Source organism: Streptococcus suis, assembly GCF_002964045.1.
GTDB lineage: Bacteria > Bacillota > Bacilli > Lactobacillales > Streptococcaceae > Streptococcus > Streptococcus suis_U.
This window is the reverse complement of the sequence record NZ_POPB01000310.1, coordinates 1-12,770: the sequence shown is the minus strand read 5'-3', so window position 1 is coordinate 12,770 and position 12,770 is coordinate 1. Positions and strand designations below refer to the sequence as shown.

Here is a 12,770-nt window from a genome sequence, read left to right as displayed (position 1 = left end):
ATGAACACAATCGACCTAAATCTGCCTGTTGCAGAGATTATCAACCAGCACCCAGAAGTCAAGGAGATTCTGGTGGAGCTTGGTTTCAAGCCCTTGGCAAATCCAGCCATGCTCAACACAGTTGGTAAGGTGACCAGTCTGAAGACAGGTTCCAAGATGACCAAGATTCCGCTAGACCGTATTCAGCAGGTCTTGGAATGCAACGGCTATGAGGTAATAGGAGGAGAAGCATGACAGACCAACGGATTGACATTTTGAAGAATATTCTCTTGGACCTGCACAATGGTGCCAGTCCAGAGTCTGTTCAGGACCAGTTTAATCAGCATTTTACAGGAGTTTCTGCCCTTGAAATCTCCCTAATGGAGCATGAGCTCATGTCTAGCGACACGGGCATCACTTTTGAAGACGTCATGAGCCTCTGCAATATCCACGCCAACCTTTTCAAAGGAGCCATTGCAAATGTGGAAGTGGCGGATATGGACCAGGAAGGGCACCCTGTCTATGTCTTTAAGCAGGAAAACTTAGCACTGCGGGCGGCTCTCCTACGCATCCGCCGTATCCTTGACCAGTATGAGCAGACAGAGGATGAGGAACTGCAAGACCAGCTCCAACAAGGCTTGGCACGCCAGTTTGACCTCCTCGGTCAGTTTGAAAACCACTATACCCGCAAGGAAAAGGTCTTCTTTCCCATTATGGAACGCTACGGTCACGATGCACCGCCCAAGGTCATGTGGGGCGTGGACGACGAGATTCGCGACCTCTTCAAGACGGCCCGCAAGGCTCTTGAAGGAGGCGACCTAGCTGCAACAAGGTTCCATTTTGAAAGCTTCGCCAAGGAATTCGAGGAGATGATTTTCAAGGAGGAAGCCATACTTCTCATGATTCTATTGGAGACATTCACTCAGGATGATTGGCTTCAAGTGGCAGCGGATAGCGACGCCTACGGTTACGCCATTGTCAAGCCGACAGCCAAGTGGATACCTCATCGGGAGGCTTTTGGGGAAATAGCAGAGCAGGCAGCTGACAGTCTTTCTCCGCAGCCAGCTGGGTCAAACCAGCAGATTATCGATACGCCAGAAGGTCAATTCACCATTACCTTCACACCCAAGGAGAAGTCGGAAACTGTTCAGGACAGGACCAGTCCGCAGACCTTTGGCAATGGCTACTTGTCTGTCGAGCAGGCCAATCTCATTCTCAACCATTTACCGTTGGAACTCACCTTTGTCAACAAGGACGACATTTTCCAATATTATAATGACAGCCACCCTGTTGAAGACATGATTTTCAAACGGACGCCAAGCCAGATTGGACGCCATGTGGAGCTCTGCCATCCGCCCAAAATCTTAGACAAGGTCAAAAAGATTTTTGAATTACTCCGCACAGGGAAAAAAGACCAGGTGACCATGTGGTTCAAGTCCGAGAGCATGGGCAAGTTTGTCTATGTGGTCTATAAGGCCGTGCGTGATGACCGGGGAGAGTTTCAAGGCGTCTTGGAATACGTCCAAGATGTCCAACCATTTTTTGACATTGACAGCGATTTTCATCGGGATATTTAGAAAATCTTGTATGTAATTTTGAAAGGAAAAAAGATGAAACAATTTGAACGTATTTATGAGAATTTGGACTTAATTATTTTCAAGGCTGACTATATCGAAGGAAAAAGTGTAGAAGTTGTGGTTAGCTTGAATGATTACTATTATTTGATACAGCATGTTGATAAAGAAGGTTTGGTTGAAAATGAACTAGAATATACTCCTATTCGTATCAGCAAGGCGAAAAAATTCAGAGAATTTTTGAAAGAAATTAAATTATTGGAGTGGCCTACCCTAAAATTAGGAGATAAAGGATATCATGATGCTCCGTTGACATTCTCTTACGGCTATGACGAAGAGGAAGAGGTCGGGATTGACGAAGCTGTTCCCTTTGGTGCGGTGCCTTCTGAAACCATGCGACGTGTTCATAAGGAACTTGAGAATTTGATAGGTACGACTTTTGGTAGCTATCGTTTTTATGACGAGTAAAAAATAAAGGACTGCCCACAAGTGTGGTCCTTTGTGTTATAATGAGAACATGATTTCAGGAATTATTAACGTCAAAAAAGAAGCGGGCATGACCTCGCATGATGTGGTCTTTAAGCTCCGCAGGATTTTGCAAGAGAAGAAGATTGGGCACGGGGGGACCTTGGACCCAGATGTGACCGGCGTTCTGCCCATCGCAGTCGGCAAGGCCACGCGCATGATTGAGTACATGCAGGAAGAGGGCAAAATTTACGAGGGAGAGATTACCCTCGGCTATTCGACCACAACCGAAGATGCGTCGGGCGATATCGTCGAGCGTACACCGGTTTTGGACATAGCAGAGCAGGCAGTTGATGAGGCTATGGCTAGTTTTGTCGGTACTATTACCCAGATTCCGCCTATGTACTCTGCCGTCAAGGTCAAGGGTCGCAAACTCTACGAATATGCACGGGCGGGCGAAGAAGTTGAGCGTCCTCAACGCCAAATTGAGATTTATAGTTTTGAACGGACTAGCCCGATTGAACTAACAGATGACTTTGCACGGTTTGCCTTTCGAGTTCGCTGTGGTAAAGGTACCTATGTCCGTACACTTTCTGTTGACTTGGGGGCTAAGTTGGGCTATGCCAGCCATATGTCCAAGTTAGAACGAACAGGATCAGCAGGTATGAGTCTGGCTGATGCCCTGACAATCGAAGAGATTGCTGATAAGGTTTCCCAAAATGATTATTCCTTCCTCCGCCCTATTGAGCAGGGAATTGGTGACTTGCCAGTCTTGGAACTGACCGTAGACCAAGTGACTGAGGCTAGATATGGTCGTTTTATAGCCTTAGATAGTCAGGCGGAATTGTTGGCAGGTTTTCATATGGAGAAACTGGTGGCAATCCTGGAAAAACGTGACCAAGTCTATAAGCCTCGTAAGGTTTTTCTAGAAGAAGTTTTAGCCTAGTTGTGATAAAATAAACAATATGAAGATTAGAACGATAAAAAATTATCAAGAACTCCATCAGGAAGAGCCGACAGTTTTGGTATTAGGCTATTTTGATGGGATTCATTTGGGGCATAAGGCCCTCTTAGACCGTGCTAGACAAGTTGCAGATGAAAAAGGATTGTCAGTAACCGTACTTACTTTTCCAGAAACACCTCGTCTGGCTTTTGCGCGTTTTACACCAGAACTTTTACTCCATTTGACCAGTCAAGATCAGCGTTACCACTTGTTGGAGCAATATGGTGTAGATCATCTGGTCTTGACGGATTTTACCAGTGAGTTTGCTAGTAACACGCCAGAGCAGTTTTTGGAGCGTTATATTAAAGGAATCAATGCTCAGGTTTTGGTGGCTGGTTTTGATTATCATTTTGGAAATTGCAGAGCAGATGTCCATGATTTGACCAACTTATTTGACGGTCAGGTTGAAATTGTAGACGAAGTCTGTCTAGACGGAGAAAAGGTGTCCTCTACCCGTATTCGACAAGCTATCCAAGCAGGAAATGTTACTTTAGCCAATCGCCTTCTGGGTTATCCATTTATGACAGAAGGAATTGTTGTTCACGGTGATGCTAGAGGCCGTACAATCGGATATCCAACTGCCAATTTAGCCCCATTTGACCGCGTACATTTACCTTCGGAGGGAGTCTATGTAGCTGATGTCGAAGTGGATGGCAAACGGTATCGAGCCATGACCAGCGTTGGGAAAAATGTGACTTTTGATGGAACAGAAATGCGAATTGAAGCCCATATATTTGACTTTGATCGCTTTATATATGGTGAAAAAATGACCATTTTCTGGCTTGAGAAGATTAGGGACATGGTAAAATTTGATGGTATTGAAGGCTTGATGGAACAAATGAAGTCCGATGAAGTGTTTGCCTTGAATTGGGGTCAGCATGATTAAACGAGTCATTCAAGATCCTCGCTATGATAAAGGAATGACCTACCTGGCCATTGTTTACGTCTTTTTAATTGTCATTGAGTTGATGGATGCAAGTTTAGCAACATCTATTGGTTATCGTGTCCTGGATTGGATTCTTTGGTTTATATTTGTTTGTGACTATTTTATTCAACTATACTATTCTGAGGATAGTTTAGAGTACATCCAAGGGCATATTTTAGAATTAATTGCAATCATTCCATTTGATTCATTTTTCAGTTTCTTGAGGTTGGGACGTTTGGCAAGGCTATTTAGACTTGTCAGAGTTACTCGGATTTTTGCTTTATCTAGTCGATTTTGGGATACTATCAATCGCTTGCTCCATACCAACAGCTTGTCAAAAGTTCTGATGTTAAACATCTCGGCAGTATTAGTTGCCAGCCTTATGCTTTCTGTTATTGAAAGAAAATCATTCTTTGATGCACTTTGGTGGTCTATTGTCACAATGACCACAGTTGGTTATGGCGATATTGTTCCACAAGATACAATTTCAAAAATTATTGCTATTTTGTTGATGTTGGTGGGTATTTGTACATTTGGTATGGTGACCTCAACCATTACTCGCTTTTTTACTGAAACAGAGAGAGAATCCAAGTTAGATATTTTACTAGCCAAAATCGATGAGCAGAACGAAACCTTGGCACGTTTAGAAAAAAAGATAGAATCTTTAGAAAGTTTAATAGAAACTAAGTAGATTGCCTATTGAAAACTATTTTAAAATGCATTATAATAGAAAGAGAATACAATGAAGGGGATGAGGACATGATTACATTATTTTTGTCATCGAGCTGTACCAGTTGTCGTAAAGCTCGTGCTTGGTTGACCAACCATGAAGTCCCTTTTATTGAACACAATATTATGACCAGTCCTTTAACTGCTGATGAGCTAAAGAAGATTCTCGCCTTGACTGAAAATGGAACGGATGATTTGATTTCTACTCGTTCTAAGGTTTTTCAAAAACTAAATGTTGATGTGGATGAGCTATCTATTAAGCAGTTAATTGAACTGATTGAAACTTACCCGAGTTTGTTGCGTCGTCCAATTATCTTGGATGAAAAGCGGATGCAGATTGGGTTTAATGAAGATGAGATTCGTGCATTCTTGCCACGCAAATACCGTAAACAAGAACTAAAAAATGCCACACTTCGGGCAGAAATAGGATAAGAGAGAAAAGAGATATGAACAAAAATTATTCATATCCACTTGATTTTTCGTGGAGCACAGAGGAGATTTCCTCCGTGCTTTCTTTTTTAAATCAGGTGGAGGCTACATACGAAAAAGGTGCTGATGCGAGTGCTATTTTGACTAGCTACAAACAGTTTAAAGAGGTTGTTAAAAGCAAGGGACAGGAGCGTCAAATCGACCGCGAATTTGAAGAAGTATCAGGCTATTCTACTTATCGCGTGATTAAGGCCGCGAGGGAGAAGAGGAAAGGGGTTATTCGACTTGGAAACTAAGTATCGACTAGCTCAATCACTTGTTCTACAAGCAGGTGAATTTCTAAAAACACATTTGCATGATGAACTTGAAATTGAAGAAAAAGAAAATGCCACGGATTTGGTGACTCAGCTTGACAAGCTGACACAACAATTTTTGACAAACCAGATAAAAAAAGAGTACCCATCAGATTTGATTTTTGGCGAAGAAGGTGGGGATGTTAGCTCTATTTCAAATGGAAATGTTTGGGTTATAGATCCGATTGATGGAACCAGCAATTTTATTGCTCAGAAAAATGATTTTGCTCTTATGTTAGCCTATTTTGAAAATGGCATTGGTCAATTTGGATTGATATACGATGTTATGCAAGACAAGCTATTTCATGGTGGTGGAAAGTTTCCAGTTTTTCGCAATAAAGAGCGTCTTGCAAGTCCTAGTCTGTCTTCCATCAGTCAGACTTTATTAGGGTTGAATGCCCAACTCTACGCTGCCAATAAACACGGTCTAGCTGACCTTGCAAATATCAGCCTGGGTACACGCTCTGTTGGCAGTGCAGGAATTGGATTTTCCCATGTCTTAGAAGGAAGATTATTTGCCTATGCGTCCTATCTCTATCCTTGGGACTATGCTGCCGCCAGTATTCTTGGACAAGGCTTAGATCTTAGTTTGTTGAGCTTGGAGGCTGAAAATCCATCATTTGATAAAAGAGAACACGTTATTCTAGTTGCTAATCAGCACTTGGAAGAAGTGAAGAGGTATTTATTCTAATGCAATTACCACAGGATTTTATTGATAAATATAGTGATTTGCTTGGTCAAGAAGCCCAAGCATTTTTTGAGAGTTTTGAACAACCTGCTATTTCAGGTTTTCGGACTAATCCCTTGAAGGAAGGTCAAATTGCTTTTGACAACCCAATTCCAGATATGCCATGGTCCTATTATGGCAAGGTCTCTGGGAAATCGCCAGAACACGTGACGGGTCTTGTCTACTCGCAAGAACCAGCTGCGCAAGTGGTTGGTCAAGTTGCTAGTCCTGAAAAGGGTATGAAGGTCTTGGACCTAGCGGCAGCGCCAGGTGGAAAGTCAACCCACTTGCTTTCCTATTTGGACAATACTGGATTGCTAGTGAGTAATGAAATTTCGAGCAAACGTGCCAAAATTCTAGCAGAAAATATTGAACGATTTGGAGCAAGAAACGTAGTCGTGACCAATGAGTCTGCGGACCGTCTAGCCAAGGTATTTCCAGCTTATTTTGATATGATTGTCTTAGATGCACCTTGCTCCGGTGAGGGAATGTTCAGAAAGGATCCGGATGCGATTCAATACTGGTCAAAGGACTATCCTGCCCAGTGTGCTAGTTTACAACGTGAGATTTTAGAATCAGCCTTGACTATGTTGGCTCCATATGGGCAGTTGATTTATTCGACCTGCACCTGGTCACCTGAAGAAAACGAAGAAATTGTCTCTTGGTTACTGGAAAATTATGACTTGGAATTGATAGATATTCCAAAAATCAATGGTATGGTTGAAGGGACTGGCTATTCTCAAACTGCTCGTATGTATCCTCATCATTTTTCAGGTGAGGGGCAGTTTGTTGCAAAGTTTAAATTTCTAGGGGAATCCAAGCAGAAAAAACTAAAACCAGGAAAATCAAATTTGAACAGAGAGCAGCAGACTCTCTGGAAGGAATTTGAAGAGAAGCAGTTAAATGTTCAATTGTCGGGTTTGTTACAGGTTTTTGGCGATAATCTCTATCTCCTACCAGATGGTTTGCCAGACTTGTCAAAAGTTAAGATTGCTCGCAATGGGCTTCATTTGGGAACTTTCAAGAAAAAACGCTTTGAACCTAGTTTTGCCTTGGGCTTGGCACTTCACAGTACTGAAGTCAAGAACCGAGTTGAGATTAGCCTAGAAGATTTCCCAGCCTATGTTGCTGGACAAACCATTGCAGTATCCAAAGACTTGCCAAATGGTTGGTATCAGGTAGCAGTTCAAGGAAATGGTTTAGGATTTGCAAAAATTGTTTCTGGAACCCTTAAAAATGCCTTTCCAAAAGGTCTCAGATTTTAAAAGAAAATAAGCAGATTTTTTTTGCAACTTGTCTTTTTATATGATATAGTGGATGAGTGGAAATATCTTGTAAATTCCTTGTAAAATACAGAGTACTTATTGGAGATTCCACTGAAAAATGTAAAGGAAAAAACGAAATGAAAAAAAAGCAGAAGCTTGGAATTGCAGCTTTGTTTCTTTTGAGTAGTATAGCTCTTTCAGGTTGTTCCTCATGGATTGATCGAGGAGAGTCTATTACTGCAGTAGGATCGACAGCCCTTCAACCATTGGTTGAGGCTGCAGCAGATGAATTCGGTAGTGTTAATATCGGAAAATCTGTGAACGTACAGGGCGGTGGTTCTGGTACTGGTTTGTCACAGGTTCAGTCTGGAGCAGTTCAGATTGGTAACTCAGACGTGTTCGCAGAAGAGAAGGACGGTATCGACGCAAGTAAATTGGTAGACCATCAGGTTGCCGTTGCAGGTCTAGCCGTTATTGTCAATGAAAAGGTGACAGTTGGGGATATTACCACAGAAGATCTTCGTAAGATTTTCACAGGTGAAATTACCAACTGGAAAGAGCTTGGTGGAAAAGACCTAGCAATTTCTATCATTAACCGTGCAGCAAGTTCTGGTTCTCGTGCGACATTTGATAGTATCATTATGGATGGTCAAACAGCAGCACAGAGTCAAGAACAGGACTCAAACGGTATGGTTAAGTCTATCGTAGCTCAAACACCAGGTGCTATTTCTTACTTGTCATTTGCTTATCTTGATGATTCCGTAAAAACAATTAAGCTTAATGGTGCTGAACCAACCGCTGAAAATGTAGCAACAAATGCTTGGCCAATTTGGTCATACGAGCACATGTATACCAAGGGAGCGCCTACTGAATTGACAGAAGAGTTTCTAACATACATGATGTCTGATGAAGTTCAAAATGGTATCGTTGAAAGTATGGGCTATATTTCTATTCATGATATGCAGGTTGAAAAGAGTGCTGACGGCACTGTGACAGAGAAGGAGTAAGCATGAAAAACGAACAATTAGCTAAAGAGTTGTCATCACCTTCTAAGAATTCTCGTTTGGAGAAGTTTGGTAAGGTTATTACCTTCCTTTGTCTTTCATTGATTGTATTTATAGTTGCCATGATTTTGATTTTCGTTGCGCAACGCGGTCTATCTACCTTCTTTGTGGATGGAGTTAGCATCACCGATTTCTTATTCGGAAGTAAGTGGGAGCCAAGTTCTAAAATCTTTGGCGCTCTGCCAATGATTTCTGGCTCGTTCATCGTCACTATCTTGTCTGCCATCGTAGCAACGCCAATTGCTATCGGTGCGGCTGTCTTTATGACAGAAATTTCACCAAAGCGTGGTGCTAAAATCTTGCAGCCAGTTATCGAGCTTTTGGTCGGTATCCCATCCGTTGTATATGGTTTCATCGGTTTGCAAGTGGTTGTGCCATTCGTTCGTTCTATCTTCGGTGGTACTGGTTTTGGTATCTTGTCAGGAGTATTTGTACTCTTTGTCATGATTTTGCCTACAGTAACATTTATGACAGTGGATAGCTTGCGTGCGGTGCCTCGTCACTATCGCGAAGCGAGTTTGGCCATGGGAGCGACTCGCTGGCAAACCATCTGGCGTGTTATCTTGAATGCTGCCAAGCCAGGTATTTTTACAGCTGTAATCTTCGGTATGGCTCGTGCCTTCGGTGAAGCCTTGGCGATTCAGATGGTGGTTGGTAACTCAGCAGTGATTCCAACTTCTCTGACTACGCCAGCCGCAACCTTGACTTCTGTTTTGACCATGGGTATTGGTAATACGGTTATGGGAACTGTACAAAACAACGTTCTCTGGTCATTGGCTCTTGTCTTGCTCTTGATGAGCCTTATCTTTAACATGATTATGAAATTTATTACGAGAGAGGGTAAGAAAAACTATGCACGCTAAAAAATTCGATAAATTGGCGACTGGTATTCTTTACTCCATCGCTACGGTGATTGTTGTCATCTTGACATCACTCATTCTCTACATCTTGCTCCGTGGTCTACCACATGTTAACTGGCATTTCTTGACCAGCAAATCCTCCTCTTATAAAGCTGGTGGTGGTATCGGAATTCAGCTATACAACTCATTCTTCCTATTGATTGTGACGCTCTTGATTTCTGTGCCCTTGTCAACAGGAGCAGGGATTTACTTGGCAGAATATGCTAAAAAAGGTCCATTGACAAACTTCATACGTACTTGTATTGAGATTTTGTCATCTCTTCCATCCGTTGTCGTTGGTTTGTTTGGTTACTTGATTTTCGTTGTTCAGTTTGAGTATGGATTCTCAATCTTGTCAGGTGCCTTGGCCCTTACGGTCTTTAACTTGCCACAGATGACACGTAACGTAGAAGATAGTCTTCGCCACGTTCACCATACGCAACGTGAGGCGGGATTGGCTCTTGGTCTATCACGCTGGGAAACTGTTCTTCATGTTGTTATTCCAGAAGCTCTTCCAGGGATTGTCACAGGTATCGTCTTGGCATCTGGTCGTATCTTTGGTGAAGCAGCGGCCCTTATCTATACAGCAGGTCAATCAGCACCAGCACTTGATTGGTCAAACTGGAATCCATTAAGCGTTACAAGTCCGATTTCTATCTTCCGTCAATCAGAAACCCTCGCGGTTCACATTTGGAAGGTAAACAGTGAAGGTACAATTCCAGATGCAACCCAAGTTTCCGCTGGTTCAGCAGCAATCCTCTTGGTCTTCATCTTGATTTTCAACCTTTCTGCCCGTTATATCGGTAAGAAACTTCATGCGAAAATGACTTCAGCAGCCTAGAAGTCTGACTATTAAGGAGAAAAAATGGCAGATTACAACTGGAATGAACGCCATATCATCACTTTCCCAGAGGAAAAAATTGCCCTTTCAACAAAAGATGTTCACGTTTACTATGGTAAAAATGAAGCCATCAAGGGCATTGATATGCAGTTCGAGAAAAATAAAATTACAGCCTTGATTGGTCCTTCAGGCTGTGGTAAATCAACCTATCTTCGCAGTCTCAATCGTATGAATGATACGATCGATATTGCTAAGGTAACAGGCCAAATCCTCTACGAAGGAATTGACATCAACAGACCAGATATGAACGTTTACGAAATTCGAAAGCATATCGGCATGGTTTTCCAACGTCCCAACCCATTTGCAAAATCAATTTATCGCAACATCACCTTTGCCCATGAGCGTGCAGGTGTGAAAGATAAAAAAGTTTTGGATGAGATCGTTGAAACTTCCCTCAAACAAGCGGCCCTCTGGGATCAGGTAAAAGACGACTTGCATAAGTCAGCCTTTACCTTGTCAGGTGGACAACAGCAACGTTTGTGTATCGCACGTGCTATCTCCGTTAAACCTCAAATCTTGCTCATGGATGAACCAGCCTCAGCCTTGGACCCGATTGCCACTATGCAGTTGGAAGAAACCATGTTTGAGTTGAAGAAAGACTACACGATTATCATCGTTACGCACAATATGCAACAGGCAGCGCGTGCAAGTGACTATACTGCTTTCTTCTATCTTGGTGACTTGATTGAGTACGATAAAACAGCAAATATCTTCCAAAATGCCAAACTCAAGTCTACTAACGATTACGTTTCAGGACACTTTGGATAGAAAGGGAAACAATGACATCACCTATTTTACAAGTAAAAGATTTGTCTGTTTACTACAATAAGAAAAAGGCTTTGAATAGTGTTTCAATTGATTTCTATCCAAATGAAATTACAGCCTTGATTGGTCCGTCAGGTTCTGGAAAGTCAACGCTCTTGCGTGCGATTAACCGCATGGGCGATTTGAACCCAGAAGTAACCTTGACTGGTGCTATTGATTACAATGGTAAAAATATTTACAGTCCCCGTACAGATACGGTAGACCTTCGTAAGGAAATCGGGATGGTCTTCCAACAACCAAACCCATTCCCTATGTCTATCTATGAAAATGTTGTCTACGGCCTTCGTATCAATGGTATTAAGGACAAGCAACTTCTTGATGAGACTGTAGAGCGTGCCTTGATTGGTGCTTCTATTTGGAACGAGGTTAAGGATCGTTTGCACGATTCAGCAGTTGGTTTGTCAGGTGGTCAGCAGCAACGTGTCTGTGTAGCGCGTGTCTTGGCTACTAGTCCTAAAATTATCTTGTTGGATGAGCCAACATCAGCACTTGACCCTATCTCAGCTGGTAAGATTGAAGATACCTTGTATGGTTTGAAGGATAAGTACACCATGGTATTGGTAACACGTTCAATGCAGCAAGCGTCACGTATTTCAGATAGAACTGGTTTCTTCTTAGATGGAGATTTAATCGAATACAATTCTACAAAAGAAATGTTCATGAACCCTGCAAACAAAGAGACAGAAGATTATATTACAGGTAAGTTTGGTTAATCCTGTTAAAAAGAAAAGAGGTTTATATGTTAAGAGCGCAGTTTGAAGAAGAATTAGGAAAACTCCACAACCAATTTTACGCGATGGGAAATGAAGTTTTGGCTCAAATTAATAATGCTGTTCGTGCCTTTACAACTCATGATCGTGAATTGGCGAAAGAAGTGATCGAAGCAGATAAAAAAATCAATGATTTTGAAATTAAACTCGAAAAGAAATCTTTAGAGATTATTGCATTGCAACAGCCAGTTTCTACAGATTTACGTCGTGTAATCACTGTCTTGAAAGCAACAAGTGACTTAGAACGTATGGGAGACCACGCAGTTTCGATCGCAAAAGCTGCTATTCGTATGAAAGGCGAAGTCCGTATTCCAGTAGTTGAAGATGAAGTGAAGAAGATGGGCCGCGAAGTTCGAAAACTTGTTGAAGAAACTTTGGAGCTTTATCTTGGTGATGCGGATATGGAAGTCGCATATGAAGTAGCTGCTCGTGACGAAGTTGTCAATGAATTTTACTCAACAATCCAAGAATTGACAACTGAAGAAATCAAGAAAAATCCAGATTCTTTGGTTGCTGGTCGCGACTATTTCCAAGTCTTGACCTACTTGGAACGCGTTGGTGACTATGCTAAGAATATCTGTGAGTGGGTTGTTTACTTACGTACAGGTGACATCACTGAATTATAAAGGCTCTTTGTCAACTGTAGTGGGTAGATGAAAAGCTAACACCTAGAGAGGACGAAATTGGTTCTCTCTTTCTTTATGTTCAAGGCAATCAAAATCCGTTTTCTAAAGTTTTCAAAGTTCCTAAAACCAAAGGCATTTCTTTTAATGACTTTGATGAGATTATTGGTAGCTTCCAGTTTGGCGTTGGAATAAGGCAATTCCATAGCGTTTAAAACCTTGTCTTTATCCTTTAGAAA

The 12,770-nt window shown here is 42.0% G+C and carries 17 protein-coding genes; 16 read left to right on the top strand and 1 reads right to left on the bottom strand.

Translation table 11 applies throughout. The annotated features are described in order from the left end of the window. The 16 genes from C1E99_RS04890 to phoU all read left to right on the top strand — a co-directional run bounded on the left by C1E99_RS04890 (window position 1) and on the right by phoU (window position 12,534). Window positions 1-234, top strand: coding sequence for a DUF1858 domain-containing protein (locus tag C1E99_RS04890; protein ID WP_029172144.1), 234 nt, complete (start codon window positions 1-3; stop codon window positions 232-234). Continuing rightward, complete coding sequence (locus C1E99_RS04885; RefSeq protein WP_105107621.1) at window positions 231-1,556, top strand: DUF438 domain-containing protein; 1,326 nt, start codon at window positions 231-233, stop codon at window positions 1,554-1,556. Before C1E99_RS04890 ends, C1E99_RS04885 begins: the two co-directional genes overlap by 4 nt. A gap of 33 nt (window positions 1,557-1,589) precedes the next feature. Then, window positions 1,590-2,021, top strand: a complete 432-nt coding sequence (locus C1E99_RS15220) for a hypothetical protein (protein WP_238145096.1) — start codon at window positions 1,590-1,592, stop codon at window positions 2,019-2,021. Window positions 2,022-2,073: 52 nt separating this feature from the next. Then, on the top strand, window positions 2,074-2,964 hold the full coding sequence (truB, locus tag C1E99_RS04870; RefSeq protein ID WP_161951151.1) for a tRNA pseudouridine(55) synthase TruB: 891 nt from the start codon (window positions 2,074-2,076) through the stop codon (window positions 2,962-2,964). 19 nt (window positions 2,965-2,983) lie between these two features. After that, window positions 2,984-3,907, top strand: coding sequence for a bifunctional riboflavin kinase/FAD synthetase (locus C1E99_RS04865; protein WP_105206771.1), 924 nt, complete (start codon window positions 2,984-2,986; stop codon window positions 3,905-3,907). Next, the gene (locus C1E99_RS04860; protein ID WP_105107618.1) at window positions 3,900-4,637 is read left to right on the top strand and encodes a potassium channel family protein; all 738 of its coding nucleotides are present in this window, start codon (window positions 3,900-3,902) and stop codon (window positions 4,635-4,637) included. The genes C1E99_RS04865 and C1E99_RS04860 overlap by 8 nt, the downstream gene beginning before the upstream one ends. A gap of 68 nt (window positions 4,638-4,705) precedes the next feature. Further along, entirely contained in the window at window positions 4,706-5,107 is a 402-nt protein-coding gene (locus C1E99_RS04855; protein ID WP_105206770.1) for a Spx/MgsR family RNA polymerase-binding regulatory protein, read from the top strand. A 14-nt stretch (window positions 5,108-5,121) separates the two neighbouring features. Beyond that, window positions 5,122-5,400, top strand: a complete 279-nt coding sequence (locus tag C1E99_RS04850) for a UPF0223 family protein (RefSeq protein WP_105107616.1) — start codon at window positions 5,122-5,124, stop codon at window positions 5,398-5,400. Then, entirely contained in the window at window positions 5,390-6,148 is a 759-nt protein-coding gene (locus tag C1E99_RS04845; RefSeq protein ID WP_105206769.1) for an inositol monophosphatase family protein, read from the top strand. The genes C1E99_RS04850 and C1E99_RS04845 overlap by 11 nt, the downstream gene beginning before the upstream one ends. After that, on the top strand, window positions 6,148-7,449 hold the full coding sequence (locus C1E99_RS04840; RefSeq protein WP_105107614.1) for an RsmF rRNA methyltransferase first C-terminal domain-containing protein: 1,302 nt from the start codon (window positions 6,148-6,150) through the stop codon (window positions 7,447-7,449). The genes C1E99_RS04845 and C1E99_RS04840 overlap by 1 nt, the downstream gene beginning before the upstream one ends. A gap of 137 nt (window positions 7,450-7,586) precedes the next feature. Beyond that, window positions 7,587-8,456, top strand: a complete 870-nt coding sequence (locus C1E99_RS04835) for a phosphate ABC transporter substrate-binding protein PstS family protein (protein ID WP_105206768.1) — start codon at window positions 7,587-7,589, stop codon at window positions 8,454-8,456. 2 nt (window positions 8,457-8,458) lie between these two features. After that, window positions 8,459-9,376, top strand: a complete 918-nt coding sequence (gene pstC, locus C1E99_RS04830; RefSeq protein WP_029176378.1) for a phosphate ABC transporter permease subunit PstC — start codon at window positions 8,459-8,461, stop codon at window positions 9,374-9,376. Continuing rightward, a complete protein-coding gene (gene pstA / locus C1E99_RS04825) occupies window positions 9,366-10,253 on the top strand; it encodes a phosphate ABC transporter permease PstA (RefSeq protein ID WP_105206767.1) in 888 nt (295 codons plus the stop codon). Before pstC ends, pstA begins: the two co-directional genes overlap by 11 nt. A gap of 24 nt (window positions 10,254-10,277) precedes the next feature. Next, window positions 10,278-11,081 carry a phosphate ABC transporter ATP-binding protein PstB gene (pstB, locus tag C1E99_RS04820; RefSeq protein ID WP_105206766.1) on the top strand — a complete coding sequence of 268 codons (804 nt, stop codon included), beginning with the start codon at window positions 10,278-10,280 and terminating at the stop codon, window positions 11,079-11,081. A gap of 11 nt (window positions 11,082-11,092) precedes the next feature. After that, window positions 11,093-11,851, top strand: coding sequence for a phosphate ABC transporter ATP-binding protein PstB (pstB, locus tag C1E99_RS04815; protein WP_029186694.1), 759 nt, complete (start codon window positions 11,093-11,095; stop codon window positions 11,849-11,851). 26 nt (window positions 11,852-11,877) lie between these two features. Next, window positions 11,878-12,534: a phosphate signaling complex protein PhoU gene (gene phoU, locus C1E99_RS04810; RefSeq protein ID WP_105107612.1), complete on the top strand. Its 657-nt coding sequence runs from the start codon at window positions 11,878-11,880 to the stop codon at window positions 12,532-12,534. Window positions 12,535-12,569: 35 nt separating this feature from the next. Here the strand turns inward: phoU and C1E99_RS04805 are convergent. After that, a partial coding sequence (locus C1E99_RS04805; protein WP_161943210.1) for a transposase occupies window positions 12,570-12,770 on the bottom strand: 201 nt, incomplete at its 5' end.